This is a genomic window from Streptomyces hazeniae, assembly GCF_031845485.1.
Lineage (GTDB): Bacteria > Actinomycetota > Actinomycetes > Streptomycetales > Streptomycetaceae > Streptomyces > Streptomyces hazeniae.
Map to the genome: position 1 here is coordinate 82,708 of NZ_JAVREQ010000004.1, position 22,701 is coordinate 105,408.

At 72.9% G+C, this 22,701-nt stretch carries 23 protein-coding genes; 10 read left to right on the forward strand and 13 right to left on the reverse strand.

Annotation, left to right across the window (positions count from 1 at the left end; translation table 11 throughout):
- Positions 1-96: 96 nt before the first annotated feature.
- Positions 97-768, forward strand: coding sequence for a hypothetical protein (locus tag RM572_RS06755; RefSeq protein ID WP_311672365.1), 672 nt, complete (start codon positions 97-99; stop codon positions 766-768).
- A 16-nt stretch (positions 769-784) separates the two neighbouring features.
- On the opposite strand, the gene RM572_RS06760 is transcribed toward RM572_RS06755, so the two are convergent.
- Complete coding sequence (locus tag RM572_RS06760) at positions 785-1,312, reverse strand: nitroreductase family deazaflavin-dependent oxidoreductase (RefSeq protein ID WP_311672366.1); 528 nt, start codon at positions 1,310-1,312, stop codon at positions 785-787.
- A 45-nt stretch (positions 1,313-1,357) separates the two neighbouring features.
- The gene (locus RM572_RS06765; protein ID WP_311672367.1) at positions 1,358-2,032 is read right to left on the reverse strand and encodes a TetR/AcrR family transcriptional regulator; all 675 of its coding nucleotides are present in this window, start codon (positions 2,030-2,032) and stop codon (positions 1,358-1,360) included.
- Between the two features lie 259 nt (positions 2,033-2,291).
- On the opposite strand from RM572_RS06765, the gene RM572_RS06770 reads away from it, so the two are divergent.
- A complete protein-coding gene (locus tag RM572_RS06770) occupies positions 2,292-3,941 on the forward strand; it encodes a DNA repair helicase XPB (protein WP_311672368.1) in 1,650 nt (549 codons plus the stop codon).
- A 39-nt stretch (positions 3,942-3,980) separates the two neighbouring features.
- Here the strand turns inward: RM572_RS06770 and RM572_RS06775 are convergent, their stop codons facing one another.
- Together RM572_RS06775 and RM572_RS06780 are read right to left on the reverse strand one after the other, a co-directional pair.
- On the reverse strand, positions 3,981-5,282 hold the full coding sequence (locus tag RM572_RS06775) for a glycosyltransferase 87 family protein (RefSeq protein WP_394813537.1): 1,302 nt from the start codon (positions 5,280-5,282) through the stop codon (positions 3,981-3,983).
- Positions 5,283-5,511: 229 nt separating this feature from the next.
- Positions 5,512-5,787: a hypothetical protein gene (locus RM572_RS06780; protein WP_311672369.1), complete on the reverse strand. Its 276-nt coding sequence runs from the start codon at positions 5,785-5,787 to the stop codon at positions 5,512-5,514.
- A 491-nt stretch (positions 5,788-6,278) separates the two neighbouring features.
- On the opposite strand from RM572_RS06780, the gene RM572_RS06785 reads away from it, so the two are divergent.
- Positions 6,279-8,345 (forward strand): HelD family protein, encoded by a 2,067-nt coding sequence (locus RM572_RS06785; protein WP_311672509.1) that lies wholly within the window; start codon positions 6,279-6,281, stop codon positions 8,343-8,345.
- Here RM572_RS06785 and RM572_RS06790 read toward each other — a convergent pair.
- Both RM572_RS06790 and RM572_RS06795 read right to left on the reverse strand, forming a co-directional pair.
- A complete protein-coding gene (locus tag RM572_RS06790) occupies positions 8,332-8,973 on the reverse strand; it encodes a DUF4230 domain-containing protein (RefSeq protein ID WP_136183586.1) in 642 nt (213 codons plus the stop codon). The two genes, RM572_RS06785 and RM572_RS06790, sit on opposite strands and share 14 nt — an antisense overlap.
- A gap of 411 nt (positions 8,974-9,384) precedes the next feature.
- Entirely contained in the window at positions 9,385-10,086 is a 702-nt protein-coding gene (locus RM572_RS06795; protein WP_311672370.1) for a copper homeostasis protein CutC, read from the reverse strand.
- A gap of 103 nt (positions 10,087-10,189) precedes the next feature.
- On the opposite strand from RM572_RS06795, the gene RM572_RS06800 reads away from it, so the two are divergent.
- Positions 10,190-10,879: an HD domain-containing protein gene (locus RM572_RS06800; protein ID WP_311672371.1), complete on the forward strand. Its 690-nt coding sequence runs from the start codon at positions 10,190-10,192 to the stop codon at positions 10,877-10,879.
- Positions 10,880-10,893: 14 nt separating this feature from the next.
- Here the strand turns inward: RM572_RS06800 and RM572_RS06805 are convergent, their stop codons facing one another.
- Entirely contained in the window at positions 10,894-11,517 is a 624-nt protein-coding gene (locus tag RM572_RS06805) for a Uma2 family endonuclease (RefSeq protein WP_311672372.1), read from the reverse strand.
- 155 nt (positions 11,518-11,672) lie between these two features.
- Between RM572_RS06805 and RM572_RS06810 the strand changes: the two genes are divergently transcribed.
- The 4 genes from RM572_RS06810 to RM572_RS06825 all read left to right on the forward strand — a co-directional run bounded on the left by RM572_RS06810 (position 11,673) and on the right by RM572_RS06825 (position 14,394).
- On the forward strand, positions 11,673-12,236 hold the full coding sequence (locus RM572_RS06810; protein ID WP_311672373.1) for a TIGR03086 family metal-binding protein: 564 nt from the start codon (positions 11,673-11,675) through the stop codon (positions 12,234-12,236).
- A gap of 203 nt (positions 12,237-12,439) precedes the next feature.
- On the forward strand, positions 12,440-13,666 hold the full coding sequence (locus tag RM572_RS06815; RefSeq protein ID WP_311672510.1) for a Cmx/CmrA family chloramphenicol efflux MFS transporter: 1,227 nt from the start codon (positions 12,440-12,442) through the stop codon (positions 13,664-13,666).
- Between the two features lie 39 nt (positions 13,667-13,705).
- The gene (locus RM572_RS06820) at positions 13,706-13,951 is read left to right on the forward strand and encodes a FitA-like ribbon-helix-helix domain-containing protein (protein WP_311672374.1); all 246 of its coding nucleotides are present in this window, start codon (positions 13,706-13,708) and stop codon (positions 13,949-13,951) included.
- 2 nt (positions 13,952-13,953) lie between these two features.
- Positions 13,954-14,394, forward strand: a complete 441-nt coding sequence (locus RM572_RS06825; protein ID WP_311672375.1) for a type II toxin-antitoxin system VapC family toxin — start codon at positions 13,954-13,956, stop codon at positions 14,392-14,394.
- Between the two features lie 10 nt (positions 14,395-14,404).
- Here the strand turns inward: RM572_RS06825 and RM572_RS06830 are convergent, their stop codons facing one another.
- Together RM572_RS06830 and RM572_RS06835 are read right to left on the reverse strand one after the other, a co-directional pair.
- On the reverse strand, positions 14,405-14,671 hold the full coding sequence (locus tag RM572_RS06830; RefSeq protein WP_027765721.1) for a DUF4031 domain-containing protein: 267 nt from the start codon (positions 14,669-14,671) through the stop codon (positions 14,405-14,407).
- Between the two features lie 4 nt (positions 14,672-14,675).
- Positions 14,676-15,053, reverse strand: coding sequence for a hypothetical protein (locus RM572_RS06835; RefSeq protein ID WP_311672511.1), 378 nt, complete (start codon positions 15,051-15,053; stop codon positions 14,676-14,678).
- A 285-nt stretch (positions 15,054-15,338) separates the two neighbouring features.
- On the opposite strand from RM572_RS06835, the gene RM572_RS06840 reads away from it, so the two are divergent.
- Positions 15,339-16,187, forward strand: a complete 849-nt coding sequence (locus tag RM572_RS06840; RefSeq protein ID WP_311672512.1) for a MurR/RpiR family transcriptional regulator — start codon at positions 15,339-15,341, stop codon at positions 16,185-16,187.
- A gap of 129 nt (positions 16,188-16,316) precedes the next feature.
- Positions 16,317-17,270 (forward strand): N-acetylmuramic acid 6-phosphate etherase, encoded by a 954-nt coding sequence (gene murQ, locus RM572_RS06845; protein WP_311672376.1) that lies wholly within the window; start codon positions 16,317-16,319, stop codon positions 17,268-17,270.
- Positions 17,271-17,339: 69 nt separating this feature from the next.
- On the opposite strand, the gene RM572_RS06850 is transcribed toward murQ, so the two are convergent.
- The 4 genes from RM572_RS06850 to RM572_RS06865 all read right to left on the reverse strand — a co-directional run bounded on the left by RM572_RS06850 (position 17,340) and on the right by RM572_RS06865 (position 22,347).
- Positions 17,340-18,317: a YihY/virulence factor BrkB family protein gene (locus RM572_RS06850; protein ID WP_311672377.1), complete on the reverse strand. Its 978-nt coding sequence runs from the start codon at positions 18,315-18,317 to the stop codon at positions 17,340-17,342.
- Between the two features lie 146 nt (positions 18,318-18,463).
- On the reverse strand, positions 18,464-19,960 hold the full coding sequence (locus RM572_RS06855) for an alanine/glycine:cation symporter family protein (protein ID WP_311672378.1): 1,497 nt from the start codon (positions 19,958-19,960) through the stop codon (positions 18,464-18,466).
- A 234-nt stretch (positions 19,961-20,194) separates the two neighbouring features.
- Entirely contained in the window at positions 20,195-21,820 is a 1,626-nt protein-coding gene (gene groL, locus RM572_RS06860) for a chaperonin GroEL (RefSeq protein WP_311672379.1), read from the reverse strand.
- 323 nt (positions 21,821-22,143) lie between these two features.
- The gene (locus RM572_RS06865) at positions 22,144-22,347 is read right to left on the reverse strand and encodes a cold-shock protein (protein WP_016472377.1); all 204 of its coding nucleotides are present in this window, start codon (positions 22,345-22,347) and stop codon (positions 22,144-22,146) included.
- Positions 22,348-22,701 lie beyond the last annotated feature (354 nt).

The following is a 22,701-nucleotide window of genomic DNA, read 5'->3' on the forward strand; positions in this document are numbered from 1 at the left end:
AACCGTCAGAACTGCACACCGTATGCCGAACCGTGCAGTCGGGTGACAGTTCCGGACATTCAGTACCTGCACCTGGCGTAATGCGTTGGTCCCTTTGTGGAACCCCGTGATCTGTGGGAGCGCAATTCCCTGCTTGCCGAGGCCTTCTGCGCCAGTGACGACGAGGTGCGGCACGCCCAGAGGATCCTGGACGAGGCGCAGGCCAATCGGACGAGAATACTGGCTGCCTTCGCGGTGACCGTCGGCAGCGACGGCGGCGTCGCCGACCTGATGGGACTGAACGAACGCGAAGTGCGGCTCGCACGGCGCACCGTCGGCAAGGACGACGCCCGCAGCGTGGCGAAGCGTCTCCTCACCTGCGACGCCCAACTCCGCCAAGAGGCAGCGACCGAGCAAGCACCTGCGCCGGAGGAGACGCCGCACGCCCCGCCGCCGGAGCCGCGCACGGAGGAGCCGCCCGCCCCTTCGCAGGCCCCTCACCCGGCACACGTCCCGTACCCGGAAACGGTGGCATGGTCACCGGCGATGGACTCCGTTCTCCTGTGGAGCTGGCAATCCGGACTCGACCTCACCACGGTGGCGTTGGAACTCGGCCTCAGCCCCCGCGACCTCCTGCTCCGCGCACAGGCCCTGGCGGCCGAGGGGCGGCTCACCCTCAGGCCGTCCGAGGACTTCGGGCAGGCTGGAGGGCGCCACCGCCGCGAGGACCTGGAGGTATCCGTGCCCGACAGCCCGCAGGACCTCTGCAGCCTCGCCTACCAGACCTGATCCCCGTCCGGGTGCGTCACAGCGGGCCGCCGAAGCCCGCACCGGCCTGTCGGTTCCCGGTACTTGGCCGCAGCGCGACCAGCGGTACGCCCCCTGTGCGGTCGGCGCCGATCGCGACGTACTCCTCGGCGGACTGCGGAGCATGCCCGAGTGCGTCCATCAGCGTGGCCGCCGTACGAGGGTGCCGTTCCGCGTACGCGGCGAGGCGGCGCCCGGACTCCTCCGGCGCGTACGGCACCGCCGTGCCCTCGTACGTGCGGCCACCCACCTGGTACCGCACACCGGGGTGGGCGAGAATGTTCCGGAACCACTGGGACCGCTCGCCGTAGCCGGAGGCGATGACGAAGCTGCCCGGCTCCTCGCCGCGGCCGACGACCTCCAGGCAGACCTGCCGGGGCTGCCCGCTCTTCCGGCCGATGTGGGTGAGCAGGACCAGGCGCCTGCCGAGCAGGGCCCCGAGGCCCCACCGGTAGAGGGGAATCGGGGCACGCAGCACCGTGCGGCGCCAACCACCCTGCGGCGGACCGCCCTTGAGGGGATTCACGGCGTGGACGCTCCTCTCCGCGCACCGTTCCGTGCGCGCTCGTGATCAACGTGGTCGCGGGCCGTCACCGCCGGACCCGGACCCCGCACCCGCACCCGCACCCGCACCCGCACCCGGCACCAGCAACCGCACCAGCGGCTCGGCCAGGGCGGCCGGGTCCACCGCCGGGTCGAAGAGCCACTGGAGCAGGCAGCCCTCGAGGGCGCCCACGACCACCGCCGCGTGCGCGTCGGGGGTCACCACCGCACGTGCCGCCCCCTCCGCAGACACCCCCTCTGCACGCGCCTGCTCCGCACGCGCCTGCTCCAGCAGCGCGGCGACCGCCGCCCGGTAGTCGCGATACGCAGCGGCCATGTCGACCGGCGAGTCCGCGTCCCGTCCGGCGGCCCAGATGTCCAGGAGCACCCGCGCGAGGTCGCGGTCCGCCGAGAGTTCCGTCACCGCGCCGCGGACCAGCGCGGCGAGCCGTTCGGCCGCCGTACCGTCGCCCTCCGCGGCCTCCCGCAGCAGTTCCGCCGAGCGCGCCGCGACGTCCTCGAAGGCGGCGTGGAGCAGCGACTCGCGACCGTCGAAGTAGAGGTAGACGCTGCCCTTCGCGATGCCCGCCTCCCGCGCCACGTCGTCGATACGCGCGGCCGCGTACCCGCGGCGGGCGAAGACCCGTACGGCCGCCGCCAGGATCTCCTCCCGACGGCGGGCGCGGTCCACCTTCTTCGGCATGTCGCTACCGCCCCGCCCTTCCGCAGTGAGGATGACTGACCAGTCAGTCATCATACACTCCCCCGGCCCCCGCCCGCGTTCCGCGCGGAATGCGCGACACTGGTGGGCGGCCCTCCCGGCCACCCGTGCCCGCTCGGCCGTCGCCGGGCCATCCGGACCGCCATCCGCGCGGCCCGGCGCCTCACCGGGCCCCGCCACACGGCCCGGCGTCCTGCGAGCCCTGCGCCCGCCAGGCACCCCCGCCCCGAAGGGAGAACACGTGAACGGCCCGCTCATCGTGCAGAGCGACAAGACCCTGCTGCTCGAGGTCGACCACGAGCGGGCGGGTGACTGCCGTCGCGCCATCGCCCCGTTCGCCGAGCTGGAGCGCGCACCCGAGCACATCCACACCTACCGGGTGACGCCGCTGGGCCTGTGGAACGCCCGCGCAGCCGGTCACGACGCCGAGCAGGTCGTCGACGCCCTCGTGGAGTTCTCCCGCTACCCCGTGCCGCACGCCCTGCTGGTCGACGTCGCGGAGACGATGGCCCGCTACGGCCGGCTCCAGCTCGTCAAGCACCCCACGCACGGGCTGGTGCTGGAGACCAGCGACCGGCCGGTGCTGGAGGAGATCCTGCGGTCGAAGAAGGTGCAGCCGCTGGTCGGCGCCCGGATCGACCCGGACACCGTCGTGGTGCACCCCTCCGAGCGCGGCCAGATCAAGCAGGTGCTGCTCAAGCTGGGCTGGCCCGCCGAGGACCTCGCGGGCTACGTGGACGGCGAGGCGCACCCGATGGAGCTGGAGCAGAACGGCTGGGCGCTGCGCCCGTACCAGGAGCAGGCCGTGGAGGGCTTCTGGCACGGCGGATCCGGTGTCGTGGTGCTGCCCTGCGGCGCGGGGAAGACGCTGGTCGGCGCGGGGGCGATGGCCCGTGCGCAGGCCACCACGCTCATCCTGGTCACCAACACCGTCTCCGCCCGGCAGTGGAAGCACGAACTGGTGCGCCGCACCTCGCTCACCGAGGACGAGATCGGCGAGTACAGCGGCACGCGGAAGGAGATCCGGCCGGTCACCATCGCCACCTACCAGGTACTGACGACCCGGCGGAAAGGCGTCTACCCGCACCTGGAGCTGTTCGACTCCCGCGACTGGGGTCTCATCGTCTACGACGAGGTGCATCTGCTGCCGGCGCCGGTCTTCAAGTTCACCGCCGACCTCCAGGCGCGCCGCCGCCTCGGCCTGACCGCGACGCTGGTGCGCGAGGACGGCCGGGAGACGGACGTCTTCTCCCTCATCGGCCCCAAGCGGTTCGACGCGCCGTGGAAGGAGATCGAGTCGCAGGGCTACATCGCGCCCGCCGACTGCGTCGAGGTGCGGGTGAACCTCACGGACTCCGAGCGGCTGGCGTACGCGACCGCGGAGACGGACGAGAAGTACCGGTTCTGTGCCACCACGGACTCCAAGCGCCGCGTCACCGAGGCGCTGGTGCAGCGGCACGCGGGGCAGCAGACCCTCGTGATCGGCCAGTACATCGACCAGCTCGACGAACTCGGCGCGCACATCGGCGCCCCCGTGATCAAGGGCGACACCTCCAACGCGCAGCGCGAGAAGCTCTTCGACGCCTTCCGGCGCGGCGAGATCCAGGTACTGGTGGTCTCCAAGGTCGCCAACTTCTCCATCGACCTCCCCGAGGCCACCGTCGCGATCCAGGTGTCCGGCACCTTCGGGTCGCGGCAGGAGGAGGCGCAGCGTCTCGGCCGGGTGCTGCGGCCCAAGGCCGACGGTCACGAGGCCCGGTTCTACTCGGTGGTCGCCCGGGACACCGTCGACCAGGACTTCGCCGCGCACCGGCAGCGCTTCCTGGCCGAGCAGGGCTACGCGTACCGCATCGTCGACGCCACGGAGCTGCTCGCCGGCGACGACGTCTGAGTCCACGACGGGACGGCGCCGCGCGGGGCGTCCCGCCGGTCAGCGTGAGGTCACCCCGCGCCGCCGGGCCAGGACGGCGAGCAGGGTGAGCAGGGCGAGACCGAGGCAGACGTACGGCGAGGTGAACGGCTGCACCCACCACGGCCCGCGCAGGTCGAGGTCCCCGTCCCGGGGCACCAGCCACATGGTGCGGGCGGCGAACACGGCCGCCACCGCGGCACAGAGCACCCGGCGTTCCCACAGCAGCGCCAGCAGCGGCACGCACCACACCCAGTGGTGCGTCCAGCTGATGGGCGACACCAGGAGGGCCGTGAAGGCGACGCTCAGCAGCCCCCACACGTCGCCGCACGTCACACCGCACGGCACAGCACGCGTCCCGCCCCGCGCCGGGTCGCCGACTCCGCCGGGGGGCCCGCCCCGCAGGCACAGGCGGCGGGCCAGCCACAGGCCGGTCCCCGCCACCGCGGCCGCGGGCAGCATCCACAGCGGGCCGGGGTCGGCGACGTGCAGCACGCGCGCCACCGCCCCCTGCACGGACTGGTTGTCGACGATCCACGCCGTGCCCACCCGGCCGGTCTCGAAGAGCCGGTCGGTCCAGAAGACGACGCTGTCGCCGGGCAGGAAGAACGCCCCGGCCAGCACCGTGCCGCAGAAGCCGCCGAAGGCGGCGCACGCGGCCCGGGCCCGCCCCGTCAGCAGCAGGTACACGGCGAAGATCGCCGGCGTGAGCTTGATCCCGGCGGCCAGGCCGACGGCGAGGCCCTTGCCGCGAGCGCCGTCCGGCCGTCCGAGGTCCCACAGCACTAGGCACGCCAGCGCGAGGTTGACCTGCCCGAACGCCATGGTCTGGAAGACCGGCTCCAGCCACAGCGCCGCCCCGGTCAGCGCGGCCAGCGCCGGTGGCGTGACCGTCCGCCCCGCGAGCCGTGCCGAGAGGTGGACGAGCAGCGCGAGCAGGGCCAGGTTTCCGGCGAGGAACGCGAGCTTCGCCCCCGTCGCGGGCAGGAGCTCGAGCGGGACGAAGAGCAGCGCGGCGAACGGCGGGTAGGTGGCGGGCAGTTCCCACTCGGTGACCGTGAAGTCGTACAGACCGTGGCCGCGCAGTGCCGCCGCGCCCTCGGCCCGGTAGACCTGCACGTCGGCCATGGGAAACGGTGTGACCAGGGCGTAGGCCGCGAAGGCGGCCAGGGACAGCGTGAGGACGGCGCCGCCGAGGAGTGCCTGCCAGGGGACGGGCGGCCGCTGCGGCGGAGACCTGCGGGGGTCGGGGACGCGGGTGGTGTTCCCCGCCGGGAGCCCTCGGGCGGTGACGGAGCCGTCTCCGAGTCGCGTGCTCGCCACCGCGCCGGTCGCCCCTTCCGTCCGGTATCCACCAGTCTGCGGTGACCCTAGTCGACGGTGGTGCATACGCGGCGACGCCCGCGCGAAGATCGGCGACGGATCGTGCGGACGCCGGGGAACGCCCGGCGTGCGCGCACGGCGGACCCCAGGGACCCGGCGGACCGGTCGGACCGTCCGGGCACGCCGCCACTTTCCCGCGGGCTCGGCGCCTGCGGACCGTGGGCGGAGGTCAGCCCTGGTGCGTCGCGGGCTGCTCCGGGGGTCCCGGCTGCTCGGGCCGGCCGGACTGCTCCGGCCGCGCGGAACGGCCGCCCTCCAGATCGCCGAGCACGACCACGTCGAACGCGGAGCTGACGAAGACCCGTGCGACGCGGAGCGTGTTGCCGACCATGTGCCGCGAGTGCCGACGCGGGCGGCCCTCCGCGTCCGCCCCGAGCGCAGTGGCACCGTGCCCGTGCCCGGGTCGCTGACCTGGGACGAGGCGTGTGTGCGGTGCTTTGCTCATACCCCCAGCATGGGCACCGCCCCACCCGCGTGCATCAGCCTAAAGTCCCGATTCGCCCCGAACGTCTCGCTCTCGGTGGCCCCACCGCCCCCTACGGGTGAGCGGGCCGGGAAATCCGTTTCGCCCGCGGCGCCCCGGAGGTCTAGACTTCCGCGTCTCCGCCTCCCGTCGGGAGGCCCCCGGCCGTTCGGAAACCGGCTGGCACCCGCCCACGCACCCGTTCACTCGTACGTGTCGCGCCCTGCCGCGCGCGCGTTCGCGGAGTCCAGCGGCGTGCGGCCCGTGCCGTGGCCCGGTCCTCGACGGTCCCAGGGCCCGACGGCCGCACGCCGCACCTCGGTCACTTCGCGCTCCCGCGCGCCCGCAGCCGTGCGCGCGCGTACGGCCACGACCGCACCGGAGGCCGTCCCGTGCCCGCGCACGACACCGACCCGTCCGCCGCCCCCGCGTCCGCCGCCGCCACCGCCACCTCGGCGGGCGACGACGGCCCGCTGGAACGCGAGCGCGCCCACCTCGCCGGCTCGCGCGCCGCGCTGCGCGCGATGCGCGCCGACGCCGAGTCCCTCGACATCTCCGACGTCACCGCGAACTGGGTGAACGCCGAAGTCCTGCGCGCCCAGCTCGACCAGCGGATCGAGTCCCTCGCCGACCTCGCGCACACCCCGCTGTTCTTCGGCCGCCTCGACTACGAGCATCCGCACACCGAGGCCGATTCCGCGCCCGCCTCCCCGTACGCCCACCACGCCGGGCACTCCTTCTACATCGGCCGCCGCCACGTCCACGACGCCGAGGGCGACCCCATGGTGGTGGACTGGCGCGCGCCGGTCTCGGAGCCGTTCTACCGCGCCTCGAAGAAGGACCCGCAGGATGTGGCGCTGCGCCGCCGCTTCGGCTACACCGGGGGCGAGCTGACCGCGTACGAGGACGAGCACCTCGGCGACCCGGCCGAGGCGTCACAGGCGAGTGCGCTGCTCCAGCGGGAGATCGAGAAGCCGCGCGTCGGCCCGATGCGCGACATCGTCGCCACCATCCAGCCGGAGCAGGACGCCATCGTGCGGTCCGGCATCGAGGGCACGGTGTGCGTCCAGGGCGCGCCCGGCACCGGGAAGACGGCCGTCGGACTGCACCGGGTGGCGTACCTGCTCTACACCCACCGCGAACGGCTGGCCCGCACCGGCACCCTGGTCATCGGACCGAACCGCTCGTTCCTGCACTACATCGAGCAGGTGCTGCCCGCCCTGGGCGAACTCCAGGTGCGGCAGGCCACGGTGGACGGGCTCGTCGAGGAGGTCGCCGGACGGTACGGCGTGCAGGTGCGCGGCCGGGACGGGGCGGAGACCGCCCGGCTCAAGGGCGACGCACGGATGGCGCAGGTGCTGCGGCGCGCGGTGCGCGCCGGGGTCACCCTGCCCGCCGAGGGGTGCGTGGTGGTGCGCGGCTCCCGGCGCTGGCGCATCCCTTCGTACGAACTCCAGGAGCTGGTCGAGGAGTTGCTGCAGCGCGACATGCGGTACGGGGCGGCGCGGGAGGCGCTGCCGCAGCGCATCGCGCACGCCGTGCTGGTGCGCATGGAGCAGGCGGGCGAGGCCCCGGACGACAGGGTGCAGGACGCGGTGGCGCGGAACGCGGCGGTCAAGGCCGTGGTGAAGACGGTCTGGCCGGCCGTCGACCCGGCGAAGCTGGTGCTGCGGCTGCTCTCCGACCCGGAGTTCCTCGCCGAGCAGGCCGACGGGCTGCTGGACGCGGACGAGCAGCAGGCCGTGCGGTGGGCGAAACCGGCCCGCGGGGTGAAGTCCGCGACGTGGTCGGCGGCGGACGCGGTGCTGGTGGACGAGGCGGCCGACCTCGTCGCGCGCACCCCGTCGCTGGGGCACGTGGTGCTGGACGAGGCGCAGGACCTCTCCCCGATGCAGTACCGGGCGGTGGGGCGGCGCTGCACCACCGGTTCGGCGACCGTGCTCGGCGACCTCGCGCAGGGCACCACCCCGTGGGCCACGGCGAGTTGGCAGGAGGCGCTGTCGCACCTCGGCAAGCAGGGCTCGGACGTCGAGGAGCTCACCCAGGGCTTCCGCGTCCCGCGTGACGTGATCGCCTACGCGTCCCGGCTGCTGCCCGCCATCGCCCCCGGGCTGGCCGAGGCGACCTCGATCCGCGAGTCGCCGGGCGACTTCGCGGTGCGGGCCGTCGCGGCGGAGGAACGAACCGACGCGGTGCTGGCGGCGTGCCGCGCGTCGCTCGGCCGCGAGGGCTCGACGGGTCTCATCGTCGCGGACGCGCGCGTACCCGCCCTGGCGGCCGCATTGGAGGAGGCGGACCTGCCCCACCTCGCCCCCGGCGAGGAGACCTCGGCCGGTGTCCGGCTGACGCTGGTGCCGGCGACGTTGGCGAAGGGCCTGGAGTACGACTACGTGGTGCTCGACGAGCCGGCGGCGATCGTGTCCGGGGAGCCCGACGCGCGCACCGGCCTGCGCCGCCTGTACGTGTGCCTGACGCGTGCGGTCTCCGGTCTCGCCGTCCTGCACACCGAACCGCTGCCGGAGGCGCTCACGCGTACGTGACGTCGACCCGCTCGTAGCCCAGCGAACGCAGCAGCTGCTCCAGCATCTGCGTGGTGTTCTTCTCCGCACGCTTGCGCAGGCCGCTGTCCTCGGCGGCCTGCGTGATGTGCTTCACGGCGGTCTGGCGCACCTTCTGCTCGCTGTTGGGGTTGTCGGAGAACCAGTCGCCGTAGCGGTCGAACAGGCCGCGTTCGCGGGCGACGACGTAGGAGCGGTCCTCGTTCAGTGCCGGCTTCTCCAGCTCGGCGCGCGGCAGGGTGAGGGTGGCGGACGTGCGGGCGTCGTTCACCTTCACCGCCTTCTTGTCGACGTCGCCGAGGTCGACGTAGGCGCCGACCGAGCCGGCGCCCACGAAGAGGGTGCGCTCGCCGAGGAGGGCGTCCGGCAGGTACTTGGCGTCCTTCTCCAGGTCGACGACGACCTGGAAGTTGCCGGAGGCGGCCTGGTAGCGGCTCATGTCCTGGATGGAGGTGAGCAGGGTCGGGCCGGTGCGGTCCTTGGTGTCGCTCTCGAACGGGTTCGGCAGCCCGGGGATCAGGTTGAGCCGCCCGGCGGCCGCGAGCAGGGCGACCAGGACGACGAGGGCGAGAGGCAGCGAGACCCACCAGGGGAGTCGTACGGCCCGCACGGTTCACCTCCGGTGAGTGTTCGACGGTCGTACCTTCCGCGGTGTCCTCTTCCCCGTCCCCGCGGGTCTGAACGCCCGCTGGGGACACCGTCGGCGCGTGCGGCCCCGCTCGCGGGCGACGACGCCGGGGACGGCTGGCTGCTCTTCACCCTGCCGCCCGCCGAACTCGGCGTGCACCCGGCCGAGTCCCCCGCCCAGGAGTTCTCCCTGAGGTACGACGACGTCGAGCGGAGGGGCGCCGAACTGACCGCCAGGGGAGTGGAGTTCGCGCAGGCGGTCACTGACCGGGGGTGGGGCCCGACGACCGCTTTGCGCCTCCCCGGCGGCGGGCTGCTCGGCCTCCACGAGCCCGGCACGACAGGGCGACCGCGCTCTGGCGGGCCGGCTCCCGACCGGCGGGCCGGCTCCGCGTCAGCCGTCCAGCAGGGTGCGCCAGCGGGCGACCGCCCCGGCCGTGACCGGCCCGTGCCAGCCCTCGGGTCGCGCGGCGCCCCCGATGTGAAACGCCGTCACCCCGGCGTCCTTCAGGCCGGGCACGTGGTCCAGCCGCAGACCGCCCCCGACCATCAGCAGCGGCTCGTAGCCGGGTTCGCCCGCAGCCGTACGGGCCGCCTCCGCGACCAGCACGTCCCAGCCGTCGTCCACGCCGGCCGCGGAGCCCGCCGTCAGGAAGGCGTCCGGGCCGGGCAGTTCGGCGAGCCGTTTGCGCAGGCCGTCCCGGTCGGCGGCCCGGTCGATGGCGCGGTGGAACGTCCACCGGCCGCCGCCGGTCGCCGCGTCCAGCGCGGCGACCGCCTCCACGTCGGGCTGCCCGGACTCCTCCAGGAACCCGAGCACGAACTCCTCCGCGCCCTCCGCGCGCAGCGCCTCCGCCTGCGCGCGGAGCACCGCGACGCCTTCGGGTCCCCCGGCGGAGAACCCGTCCGCCGCGCGCAGCATCACCCGCACCGGCAGATCCACGGCGGCCCGTACGGCCGCGAAGGTCCCGGGCGAGGGTGTGAGCCCGTCGGCGGCCATATCCGTCACCAGTTCGAGGCGGTCCGCCCCTCCGGCCTGCGCGGCCCGGGCGTCGTCCGCGTCGAGCGCGATCACCTCGAGCAATGGTCTAGACATGTAGCACAGCCTGCCACACCCCCGGTGCCCCGGAAACCCCGCCCCGGGCCGCCCACGCCGCACCGCGGGGCTCCTCGCGGGCCGGAGTGGGCACAATGGCGGTATGCCATCCGGGATTCCGTACGTGCCCGAGCCGCATCAGGAGCCGGGACCGGACCGCGACGCGCTGCTCGCGCGGTGGCGCGAGCTGCTCGTACGCACGCGGGGCGGGACCACGGAGCCGGCCCCGGAGGCGTACGGGCGGGACCTGCTCGACCGGTGGGAGGAGCGGCAGCGGCACTACCACACGGTGCGGCACCTGCGCGCCGTGCTGGACCGGGTGGACGAGCTGGCCGCGCACGCCGCCGACCCGGACGCCGTACGGCTGGCCGCGTGGTTCCACGACGCGGTGTACCGGCCGGACCGCAGCGAGAACGAGGAACGCAGCGCGCAGCTCGCCGAGCGGGCGCTGCCGGAGGCGGGGGTGCCGGACGGCACCACGGCGGAGGTGGCACGGCTGGTGCGGCTGACGGTCACGCACGCGCCCGAGCCGGGGGACGCGAACGGCGAGACGCTGTGCGACGCGGACCTCGCGGTGCTGGCGGGCTCGCCCGAGGAGTACGCGCACTATGCCGCGTCCGTGCGCCAGGAGTACGGCTTCGTGCCGGACGAGATGTTCCGCGAGGGCCGCGCCGCGGTGCTGCGGCAACTCCTCGGCCTGCCGCAGCTGTTCCGCACGGCGCACGGCCGCACCCACTGGGAGCGCACCGCCCGCCACAACCTGCGCGGCGAACTCGACCTGCTGAGCGTCTGAGACCGGCCGGCGGCTCAGCGCTCCAGCAGGAACTCCGTCTCCAGCGCCGGATACGGCTCCGGAAGCGGCAGGGGGCGGCCGATCTCGACCTCACTCTTCGTCGCGTAGTGCGGGTCTCCGCGCTCCGGCGCGCTCACGGGGTCGGAGTACGCGTACGCCTTGCCCTCCCGGCGGTGCAGCAGCACGTACACCGGCACGCCGGCAGCGGCGTACGTGCGGTACTTCGGGCCGGTGTCCGTCTCGTGGTTGGTCGAGGTGACCTCCCCGACGAGTGCGAGCAGGTCGATGGAGTACCAGCCCTTGTGGGTGCGGCGGTACGCCTCGTCGAGATCCGTGGGACGCCGGTGCTTCACGTAGAAGTCGGGGAGGAGGAGCGCCTGCGTCCGCTCGTACTTGATCCCGCGCCTCAGGCCGATGCCCATGCCGGCGAGCGGGAAGCCTGCGGTGCGCAGCTGGAAGTAGAACTCGGCAGCGGCGTCCATGTGCTGGTCGTCCGGTTGCGGCGGCAAGAACGCGCCCCTCTCGACGTACTGCGCCCGGACAGGCTCTCCGTAAGCCTCTTCGAGCGCGCTCAACTGGTCGATGGGGTCCGGCGCGTCTTCCACGATGTGGGTGACGGGGTCGGCGGTGACGGTCACGCTTACCTCCCTCTCGTAACTCCAGGCTACGCGCGAGCCTGGTCCCCGGCGCCATGATCGGCCGCGCGGGGCGGTGAAGGGGCCGTTCGGGCGTACGTTCATCCGTTCGGACGGCGCGGATGCGGAAGCGTTGACGCTGGGCGCACCATGGACGGATGGAACTCATCGAGGCGTTCGACACCGCCTACGCCGAGTGGGACCGGCTGGTGCACGAGGTCGGGACGGAGCAGTGGCACACGGCGACGCCCTGTGCGGACTGGAGCGTCCGGGACCTGGTCAACCATGTGACCGCCGAGCACCTGTGGGCGCCGCATCTGCTGGGCGGGGCGACGCTGGCGGAGGTCGGCGACCGCTTCGACGGCGACGTGCTGGGCGACGAACCCGTCGCCGCCTGGGAGGCGGCGGGCGCGGCCTCCCACCCGGCCTTCCATCGGCCGGGCGCGCTGGAGGGCGAGGTGCATGTCACCGGTGGCCGCGAGGCGGCGGAGGCGTACGGCTGGCAGATGACGACCGACCTGGCCGTGCACGGATGGGACCTGGGGACGGGGATCGCCCGTGCCGCGGTGATCCCCGACGCACTGGCCCAGGACCTGCTGGAACGGGTGCGTCCGATGGTCGGCGACCAGGGCATTCCGGGCGTCTTCGCTCCCCCGGTGGACGTCGCGGCCACGGCCACCCCGCAGGAGCATCTGCTGGCCCTGCTCGGCCGCCGGCCCTGAGACACGGATCCGGACCCGGGCCGGGCGGACCACGGCCGGAGATCTCGCGGCCTGAGACGTCGCGGCCTGAGACCTCGGACACCACCGCTCCGGGACGGGAATGCGGCCGTCGGGGTGCGCCGTTGAACACGACCATGCCCGCCGACGCACCGACAGCCGATCCGCACCTGCCCCGAGCCGCCACCAAGACGACGCGCACCCGCATGCCCGCTGCGGTCTACGTGCTCGGCATGTCCGTCTTCGCGCTCGGCACCTCGGAGTTCATGCTCTCGGGCATCCTGGAGCCGCTGGCCCGCGACATGGACGTGTCCATCCCGCAGGCCGGGCTGCTGGTGTCGGCGTTCGCCATCGGCATGGTCGTCGGCGCGCCGCTGCTGGCGGCCGCCACGCTGCGGCTTCCGCGCCGCACCACCCTGATCGCGCTGCTCACCGTGTTCGGCCTGGGGCAGGTGGCGGGTGCGCTGGCGCCCTCGTACGGGGTGCTGTTCGCGTCCCGTGTGGTGAGCGCGCTGGCCTGTGCCGGGTTCTGGGCCGTCGGTGCGGCGGTCGCCGTGTCGCTGGTGCCGGTGACCGCGCGGGCCCGCGCGATGGCCGTCATGGTGGGCGGCCTCAGCATCGCGAACATCGCGGGCGTCCCGGCCGGCGCGTTCCTCGGGCAGAGCGCCGGGTGGCGCTCGGCGTTCTGGGCGGTGGCCGCGATGTCGGCGGTCGGCCTCGTCGGGGTCGTCGCCGTGGTGCCGCGCACCCAGCCGCCGACCGGCGAGGACGCACCGCGCCTGCGCCGCGAGCTGCGCATCTACCGCGACCGGCAGGTGTGGATGACGCTGGTGACCATCGCCGCCACGGCCGCCACCGGCTTCTGCGTCTTCTCCTACCTCTCGCCGATCCTCACCCGCACCGCGGGCCTGTCGGAGAGCTGGGTGCCGTGGGTGCTGGCGCTGTTCGGCCTGGGCGCACTGATCGGCACCTCGGTCGGCGGCCGCATCGCGGACGCGCACCTGTTCGGCACCATGTACGCCGGGATCTCCGCCGCCGCGGTGGTGCTGACGGCGCTCGCGCTGCTCGCGCACGTGCCGGTGGCCGCGGTCACCCTGTCGTTCCTGCTCGGCCTGGCCGTCTTCACGGCCGCGCCCGCGCTCAACGCGCGCATGTTCAACGTGGCCGACGCGGCGCCCACACTGGCCGGGGCGACCACCACCGCCTCGTTCAACATCGGCAACACGCTCGGTCCGTGGCTGGGCGGGCTGGTCATCGGCGCGGGCTGGGGCTTCGCCGCCGTGGCGTGGACGGGCGCCGCGCTGGCGGTGACGGCGCTGCTCGCCACCGCCGTCGCCTCCCGCCTCCGCGGCGCCCCGGCCGGCACCCGCGTGATCGCCCACGCCCCGGCGACCCCCCACGACGTCCCTACGGACGCGCGCCAGCAGTGCTAGCATTGCCAGCAGTGCTGTCACAGCTCTGGAGGACGTGGGATGGCGACTCTCACCGTGCGCGGGCTGGACGAGGAGACCCGCTCCCGTCTGCGCGTCAGAGCGGCCCGCAACGGGCGCTCCATGGAGGCCGAGGTCCGGGCCATACTGCGCGACGCGCTCTCTGCCCCGGCCGAGGCGTACGGCCTCGGCAGTCGCATGCACGCACGCTTCGCCGGGATCGAGCCGGGAGACCTGCCGCTGCCCTCCCGCGACGACGCTCCCCGCGCGGCGGTGTTCGACGAGTGATCGTGCTGGACACGAACGTCCTCTCGGAGCTGGTGCGCAGGAATCCCGAACCGTCGGTGATCGCCTGGCTCGACGGCGTCCCGGGCCGCGACCTCGCGACGACCGCCGTCACGGCCGCCGAGCTCTTCCACGGCGTGGAGCGCCTCGCCCCGGGCAAGCGCAGGACCGCTCTCCGCGAGGCCCTCCACGCCCTGCTCCACGAGGATCTGCGAGGCCGCGTCGAACCCTTCGACGCCGTGGCGGCCGAGGAGTACGCCCTCGTGGTCCGCGACCGGGAGGCCGCCGGCATGCCCGTCTCGGTGCCCGACGCCCAGATCGCCGCCGTCTGCCGGGCCCTCGGGGCCACGCTGGCCACCCGGAACGTGAAGGACTTCGTCCGCACGGGCATCGCCCTGATCGACCCGTGGAGCCTTCCCGCGGGCGGGACGCCCACGCCGGACTGACCGGCCGCCGTCACTCCCGGCCCGGACGGGGGCGGCGGAGACCGGCGGCGCGCAGCCGGAGCAGCAGTTCCTTGCTGCCGACCTCGACGGCGCCGTGGTGCACGGCGGTGGCGTAGCGCTCGGCGGGCACGTCGTAGTGGTCGCGGTCGAACGCGCGGCGCGGACAGCCGATCGCCGCCGCGAACGCGTGCAGTTCGTCGTACGAGCTGTCGCTCACCAGGTGGGACCACATGCGGCCGTGGCCGGGCCAGGTCGGGGGGTCGATGTAGACCGTCACGCGCTCAGGCGCCCCCGCCGAGCGAACCGACGCGGGCCACGGCGGTGGCCGTCTTGGCGCAGACCCAGTGCGGGTTCTCCCCGAGAGCCGGCTCGACCTCCAGGGCGTGCAGGTCGGATCCGCCGCAGACGGGGCACAGCGGCCAGCGGCCGTAGCGTTCGAGAAGGGCGTCCTGCACGTCCTGGGCGATCAGGCCGTCGACGAAAGCGACACCGTCCGGCCACTGCTCGACCCACCAGCGGCGGTGCACCACGGCGTCCTCCACCAGGGAGACCACGTCCGCCTGCGCGACGTCGCCCGCGGTCAGGTCGGCGAGGACGAGCGCCCGCGCGGTGTGCAGCGCCTGTTCGAGCGCCTGGTCCTGGGGGGAGTGCCGGTCCATGTCCATGCCCTCCATTGGACCAAAGTCGGGCCGTTCGCGGCGGACGGCCCGACGGCCGGGCGGCCCGCGGCCCGCCGACCACCCGGAACCCACTGGGGCGCGGGTCGTGCACAGGGGCTTGACGCCTTTCCTGGCTGAAAATACCTTCCTCCTGTGACGTACAGCGTGAAGGAAAGTTTCTCCGGAGCTGCCGGGCCGGGTGCCGGCAGAGGCCCCTCGACGGGCCGCGGACACTCCCACCCGGCACCACCCGGCCCGCCCGGACCGGCCGCGCTCGCGGCGAAGGTGCGCACCATGGCGCCCTCGATGACGCGTTCCATGCAGCGCGTCGCGGAGACCGTCGCGCACGACCCCGCCGGCTGCTCGCGGCTCACCGTCACCGGGCTCGCCGAGCGCACCGGCACCAGCGAGGCCACCGTCGTACGCACCTCGCGGCTGTTGGGCTATCCGGGTTACCGGGACCTGCGGCTGGCACTCGCCGGCCTGGCGGCGCAGCAGGAGTCCGGGGCGGCGCCGTCGGTGACCGCGGACATCGCGGTGGACGACCCGATGGCGGACGTGGTGGCGAAACTGGCGCACGACGAGCAGCAGACGCTCGCGGACACCGCCGCCGCGCTGGACACCGGCCAGGTGGAGGCCGCCGTGGGGGCGCTCGCCTCGGCCCGCCGGGTCGACATCTACGGCGTCGGCGCGTCCTCGCTGGTGGGCCAGGACCTCGCGCAGAAGCTGCTGCGCATCGGCCTGGTCGCCCACTCGCACGCCGACCCGCACCTGGCCGTCACCAACGCCGTCCAGCTCCGCGCGGGCGACGTGGCCCTCGCCATCACGCATTCCGGTCGTACGGTGGACGTGATAGAGCCGCTGCGCGTCGCCTTCGACCACGGCGCGACGACCATCGCGCTCACCGGCCGTCCCGACGGCGAGGTGGCGCAGTACGCCGACCACGTGCTCACCACCTCCACCGCGCGGGAGAGTGAACTGCGCCCGGCCGCCATGTCCAGCCGCACCAGCCAGCTGCTGGTGGTCGACATCCTGTTCATAGGCGTCGCGCAGCGCACCTACGAGACGGCGGCACCGGCGCTGTCCGCCTCCTACGAGGCGCTCGCCCACCGCCACTCGCCGCGGCAGCGCTGACCCCCCGCAGCCGCACGCACGCGCACACCCGCTCGCAGGAGCCCACTCGCAGGCACACCCGCCGCACGTACGCCACCAGCACGTACGCCACCCCAGGACCTCACGCACCGGAAAGAGCCGCCCCCACTCATGACCTCCACCGCCGACCCCTCGCACAGCCCGTCGTACAGCGCGCTGCGCGCGCAGCTGGAGACGCTGACCACGGAGGCGTTCCGCAGCGAACTGGCCGAGATCGACCAGCTGCCCACCCTGGAGATCGCCAGGCTGATGAACGCCGAGGACGCCACCGTGCCGGCCGCCGTCGCCGAGCAGCTGCCCGTGATCGCCGCCGCGATCGACGGCGCCGCGGAGCGCATGGCGCGCGGCGGCCGGCTGGTCTACGCGGGCGCCGGGACCGCCGGACGGGTGGGGGTGGTGGACGCCAGCGAGTGCCCGCCGACCTTCAACACCGCGCCCGAGCAGGTGGTCGGGCTCATCGCGGGCGGCCCGGACGCGATGATCACCTCCGTGGAGGGCGCCGAGGACAGCCGTGAGCTGGCCGCCGCGGACCTGGACGGCCTCGGCCTCGCCCCGGAGGACACCGTCGTCGGCGTCTCGGCCTCCGGCCGCACCCCGTACGCCGTCGGCGCCGTCGAGCACGCACGGGAGCTGGGCGCCCTGACCGTCGGGCTGTCGTGCAACGCCGGATCGCCGCTCGCCGCCGCCGCGGAGCACGGGATCGAGGTGGTCGTCGGCCCCGAGCTGCTGACGGGTTCCACCCGGCTCAAGGCCGGCACCGCGCAGAAGCTGGTGCTCAACATGCTGTCGACGCTGACCATGATCCGCCTGGGCAAGACCTACGGGAACCTGATGGTCGACGTGCGGGCCTCGAACGAGAAGCTGCGGGCCCGTTCCCGCCGCATCGTCGCACTCGCCACCGACGCCTCCGACGAGGAGATCGAGAACGCGCTCGCGGCGACCGGCGGCGAGGTGAAGAACGCCATCCTCACCCTGCTCGGCGAGGTCGACGCACCCACCGCGGCACGGCTGCTGTCCGACGCGGACGGCCATCTCCGCGCGGCCCTGCGGGCGGCGAAGGGCTGAGGTGCCGAGGCACCGCCACGCCGGCGCACCCCCACCAGCACGGGGTCCGGGCCGAGGCGGTCCGGGCGGTCACATCTTCCGCGTGTCCCGCGGCTCGGCGTACGGCTCCTCGTCCTCCGGGTGACCGGTCTCCATCGCCCGCTGGCGCTCCAGCTCCGCGTTGAACTCCAGGCCGAGCAGGATCGCGATGTTGGAGATCCACAGCCAGACGAGGGAGATGATGATCCCGGCGAGGCTGCCGTACGTCTGGTTGTAGCCGGCGAAGTTCGCCACGTAGAAGGCGAAGGCCACCGAGGCGACGATCCAGATCAGCACCGCCAGCAGGCTGCCGGGCGAGACCCAGCGGAAGCGGCGCTTCACGTTCGGCGCGGCCCAGTAGAGCAGCGAGAAGACGACGCTGACCAGCAGCACCATCACCGGCCACTTGGCGAACGACCAGACGGTGACGGCCGTGTCGCCGAGCCCGAGCGCGTCACCCACCGTGCGGGCGACCCCGCCGCTCACCACCACCGCGACCGCGACCAGGGACAACATGACGAGCACCGCGACCGTGGTGAAGAAGCGGGTCGGCAGCGTCTTCCAGAAGGGGCGGCCCTCGCGGATGTCGTAGATGCGGTTGCCGGCCCGCATGAAGGCCGCGACGTACCCGGAGGCGGACCAGATCGCCAGCACCAGACCGATGACGAGGGCGAGCCCCGCACCGCTGCTGCCCTGGAGCTGCTCCAGGATGCTGGTCAGCGTCGACTTCACGGGCCCCGGGGCGAGACCGCCGAGTTCGTCGATGACCGACTGGATGGCCGAACTGCCGAGCAGCCCCATGATCGACACGACGGCGATCAGCGCGGGGAAGACGGACAGCACGCCGTAGTAGGTGAGGGCTGCCGCGATGTCCGTGAGCTCGTCCTCCTGGAACTCCTTCCCGGTGCGCTTCAGGACGGCCCCCCACGAGCGTTTCGGCAGGTCACCGGGGCCCTTCGCCGGGCCGCCGGGCTCCGGTTCCGCCGTCCCGGGGCTCTCCTGGCCCGCCTGCGGGGTGTTCTGCGCCATGTGCTCCGCTCCTCCGTTCCGGGCTCCGGCCCGCCCGAGCCCGGCCGCCGTCTCGCGTCGGACGAACGGCCGGGTACCCCGGGGGCGGGGCGGAACTCACGGGCCGGGCCCCTTTCACCGGTACGGGCCCCCCGGAGCGGCGGTGCTCAGCCGACGCGCACGTCCTGCGCCGCGGACGGGTCGGCGTCCCCGCCGGCCCGTGGGCCGGCCGTCCCGCCTGCGGGCTCCCAGCACTCCACACCCTTCAGGCCGGGTACCCGGTCCCGGGTGAAGACGGGATCGAGTCCGGCGCGCCGCTGCGCGACGTAGTCCTCCAGGAGCCGGAAGGCGATGACCGACAGCGGCAGCACGGCCAGCAGGTTGACCAGCGCCATCGCACCCATCGTGACGTCGGCGAGGCTCCACACCACGCTGACCGAACCCATCGCGCCGAGCACCGTGCAGGCCAGGATGACGACCCGGTACCCCGCCATGACCGGCTTGCTGCCGGTGACGAAGCGGACATTGGACTCGCCGTAGTAGTAGTTTCCGATCATCGAACTGAAGGCGAGCATGAACACCACGACGACCAGCACGTAGCCGGCCCAGCCGCCCAGCGTCTCCTCCAGCGCGGACTGGGTGAGGTCCGCCCCGCCGCGCTCGGACAGCGACGGGTTGGTGGAGAGGATGATGAAGGCGGTCATGGAGCAGACGATCAGGGTGTCGAAGTAGACGCCGAGGGTCTGCACCAGTCCCTGCTTGACCGGGTGGCTGACCTCCGCGGTCGCGGCCGCGTTCGGGGCGGAGCCGAGACCGGCCTCGTTGGAGAACATGCCGCGCCGCACGCCCTGGATGATCGCTGCGCCGATCGCGCCGGACGCGGCCTCCCGCAGGCCGAAGGCGCCCTCCACGATCGAGGCGAGGACCGACGGGAGCTCGCTGAGGTTCAGCGCCAGCACCAGCAGGCCCATGAGCAGGTACAGCACGGCCATCACCGGGACGAGCACCTGCGTGACGTGGGCGATCCGCTTCACGCCGCCGAAGACGCTGAGCGCCAGCAGGCCGGCCAGGGCCATGCCGACGACGAAGGTGAAGGAGGACGATTCGCTGCTGCCGGAGCTCTTCAGCACCGTGGTGATGGTGTTGGACTGCACGGCGGTGAAGACCCAGCCGAAGGTGAGCGTGATGATCACGGCGAACGTGACGCCGAGCCAGCGCTTCCCCAGGCCCCGCTGCATGTAGTACGCCGGGCCGCCGCGGTAGGTGCCCTCACCGCCCGGGTGGGTGTTGCGCACCTTGTAGAGCTGGGCGAGCGTCGACTCGACGAACGAGGACGCGCCTCCGACCAGCGCCATGACCCACATCCAGAACACCGCGCCGGGGCCGCCGAGGGTGATGGCGGCGGCGACGCCCGCGACGTTGCCGGTGCCGATGCGGGCGGCGGCGGAGATGGTGAAGGCACCGAACGCCGAGACGGACCTGCGGCCGGTCCCGGGGCTCTGCGCGGGGGTCTTGAGGACCCGCAGCATCTCGGGGAGCAGCCGCAGCTGCACGGCCTTGGAGCGGATCGTGAACCAGAGGCCCGCGATCGCCACCAGGGGGATCAGCAGGTACGTCCAGAAGTGGTCGTTGATCTCGACGATCAACGCGTCCAGCGTGCTCATGGGATGGGTGGTTCCTCGGAGTCGGGTGGTGCTCGGCTCTGGACGACGGGACGTACGTGCAGGCCGCGGAGGAAACGGAACACCGCCCTCCGTTCACAGCGGTCCCAGGGAACCTCACCGTTGCCTGCGGCGTTAATCGCCGTTCACCCGGTGCGGTATCTCACACGCGCGCGAGCGGCCCCCTCCCGCGAAGGGAGGGGGCCGCTCGAAGGTTCAGGCGTCGATCCGCGAGGATCAGAAGCCCATGTCACCGCCCATGCCACCGGTCGGGTCGGCGGCGGCGCCGGCCTTCTCGGGCTTGTCGGCGATGACGGCCTCGGTGGTGAGGAACAGCGCCGCGATGGAGGCGGCGTTCTGCAGCGCGGAACGCGTCACCTTGGCGGGGTCGATGATGCCCTCGGCGATCATGTCGACGTACTCGCCGCTCGCGGCGTTCAGGCCGTGACCGACGGGCAGGTTGCGCACCTTCTCGACGATGACGCCACCCTCGAGACCGCCGTTGACGGCGATCTGCTTCAGCGGAGCCTCCAGCGCCAGCTTGACGGCCTGGGCACCGGTGGCCTCGTCGCCGTCCAGCTCGAGCTTCTCGAAGACCGAGGAGGCCTGGAGCAGGGCCACGCCACCGCCGGCGACGATGCCCTCCTCGACGGCCGCCTTGGCGTTGCGCACGGCGTCCTCGATGCGGTGCTTGCGCTCCTTGAGCTCCACCTCGGTGGCGGCGCCGGCCTTGATGACGGCCACGCCGCCGGCCAGCTTCGCGAGGCGCTCCTGAAGCTTCTCGCGGTCGTAGTCCGAGTCGGAGTTGTCGATCTCGGCACGGATCTGGTTGACCCGGCCCTGGACCTGCTCACTGTCGCCGGCACCGTCGACGATGGTGGTCTCGTCCTTGGTGATGACGACCTTGCGGGCGCGGCCGAGCAGCTCGACACCGGCGTTCTCCAGCTTGAGGCCGACCTCCTCGGAGATGACCTGGCCGCCGGTGAGGATGGCGATGTCGCCGAGCATGGCCTTGCGACGGTCGCCGAAGCCCGGGGCCTTGACCGCGACGGACTTGAAGGTGCCGCGGATCTTGTTCACCACGAGGGTGGACAGGGCCTCGCCCTCGACGTCCTCCGCGATGATCAGCAGCGGCTTGCCCGACTGCATGACCTTCTCCAGCAGCGGAAGGAGGTCCTTCACGTTGCCGACCTTGGAGTTGACGATGAGGATGTACGGGTCCTCGAGCTCCGCCTCCATGCGCTCCATGTCGGTGGCGAAGTAGGCGGAGATGTAGCCCTTGTCGAAGCGCATGCCCTCGGTGAGCTCCAGCTCCAGCCCGAAGGTCTGCGACTCCTCGACGGTGATGACGCCTTCCTTGCCGACCTTGTCCATGGCCTCGGCGATCAGCTCGCCGATCTGGGGGTCGGCGGCGGAGATGGAGGCCGTGGAGGCGATCTGCTCCTTGGTCTCCACGTCCTTGGCCTGCTCCAGCAGGGCGGCGGAGACGGCCTCGGTGGCGCGCTCGATGCCGCGCTTCAGCGCCATCGGGTTGGCGCCGGCGGCGACGTTGCGGAGACCCTCGCGGACCAGCGCCTGGGCGAGAACGGTCGCGGTCGTCGTGCCGTCACCGGCGACGTCGTCCGTCTTCTTCGCGACCTCCTTGACCAGCTCGGCGCCGATCTTCTCGTAGGAGTCCTCGAGCTCGATCTCCTTGGCGATGGAGACACCGTCGTTGGTGATGGTGGGAGCGCCCCACTTCTTCTCCAGCACGACGTTCCGGCCCTTGGGGCCGAGCGTGACCTTGACGGCGTCGGCGAGCTGGTTCATCCCGCGCTCGAGGCCGCGCCGCGCCTCCTCGTCGAACGCGATGATCTTGGCCATGGAAGTGGTCCTCCGGGACTCGGGTGGGGTTCGAAGGACCGTGCCGGCGCCCGCGACGGACGACCTGCGGACCCGGCGGTTCCTTGCCCCGCCCGGCCTGCGGGCCTCACCGGACCCGGTCCTGCTGTCACTCTCACCTTCAGAGTGCTAACGCCAATGATTAGCACTCTCCCCCCTCGAGTGCAAGCGTCCACCGCACCCCGGGACGACCGGGAGGAGAGCACCCCGACCCCGCGGCACCCGACGGACACGAGCAGGGCCCGCACCTCCGGGTGGAGGTGCGGGCCCTGCTGTCGGTTACGTCGGTCGGTACCGGTCGGCGCTCAGCCGGTCACGCGGACCATGTCCGCCTGCGGCCCCTTCTGACCCTGCGAGATCTCGAACTCGACCCGCTGTCCTTCGTCCAGGGTGCGGTAGCCGTCCATCTGGATCGCGCTGTAGTGGACGAACACGTCCGCACCACCGTCGACCGCGATGAAGCCGTAGCCCTTCTCCGCGTTGAACCACTTGACGGTGCCCTGAGCCATTGCAAACTCCCCTATTACTGGCCCTTGCACGAGCCCACACTTCGCGGACCCGGGTCAGACCTCACCCCCGGCGGAGCCGGTGGCGTGCGCCGGAACGCGTCGACCGCCGCTGAATGTATCTGTCCGAACGCCGTCTGCAACAGGTCAGGCGGACGAGAAATCGGGGCACGACACTTCACGGAATGTGGGGAGAAAGTGCGGGAAAGCGGGGCAATCGTGAAGAGGCAAACCGGCACAGGCGCGGCAAAAGAGACATCGAATTCGCGCAGAAGTTGTCGCGTTCTCATATGCGCGCGGCATTCACAGAAGGGGAACGGCTTCACTCTACTCCCTCGCGGAACGCGGAATCGCCCC

Excerpts from the sequence above, each read along its gene's own strand:
- RM572_RS06850 (WP_311672377.1), bottom strand. The coding sequence starts at position 18,317 with ATGGCGCAGAACACCCCGCAGGCGGGCCAGGAGAGCCCCGGGACGGCG.
- RM572_RS06810 (WP_311672373.1), top strand. The coding sequence starts at position 11,673 with ATGGAACTCATCGAGGCGTTCGACACCGCCTACGCCGAGTGGGACCGG.
- RM572_RS06815 (WP_311672510.1), top strand. The coding sequence starts at position 12,440 with ATGCCCGCTGCGGTCTACGTGCTCGGCATGTCCGTCTTCGCGCTCGGC.
- RM572_RS06865 (WP_016472377.1), bottom strand. The coding sequence starts at position 22,347 with ATGGCTCAGGGCACCGTCAAGTGGTTCAACGCGGAGAAGGGCTACGGC.
- RM572_RS06820 (WP_311672374.1), top strand. The coding sequence starts at position 13,706 with ATGGCGACTCTCACCGTGCGCGGGCTGGACGAGGAGACCCGCTCCCGT.
- murQ (WP_311672376.1), top strand. The coding sequence starts at position 16,317 with ATGACCTCCACCGCCGACCCCTCGCACAGCCCGTCGTACAGCGCGCTG.
- RM572_RS06780 (WP_311672369.1), bottom strand. The coding sequence starts at position 5,787 with ATGAGCAAAGCACCGCACACACGCCTCGTCCCAGGTCAGCGACCCGGG.
- groL (WP_311672379.1), bottom strand. The coding sequence starts at position 21,820 with ATGGCCAAGATCATCGCGTTCGACGAGGAGGCGCGGCGCGGCCTCGAG.
- RM572_RS06800 (WP_311672371.1), top strand. The coding sequence starts at position 10,190 with ATGCCATCCGGGATTCCGTACGTGCCCGAGCCGCATCAGGAGCCGGGA.
- RM572_RS06795 (WP_311672370.1), bottom strand. The coding sequence starts at position 10,086 with ATGTCTAGACCATTGCTCGAGGTGATCGCGCTCGACGCGGACGACGCC.
- RM572_RS06855 (WP_311672378.1), bottom strand. The coding sequence starts at position 19,960 with ATGAGCACGCTGGACGCGTTGATCGTCGAGATCAACGACCACTTCTGG.
- RM572_RS06835 (WP_311672511.1), bottom strand. The coding sequence starts at position 15,053 with ATGGACCGGCACTCCCCCCAGGACCAGGCGCTCGAACAGGCGCTGCAC.
- RM572_RS06765 (WP_311672367.1), bottom strand. The coding sequence starts at position 2,032 with ATGCCGAAGAAGGTGGACCGCGCCCGCCGTCGGGAGGAGATCCTGGCG.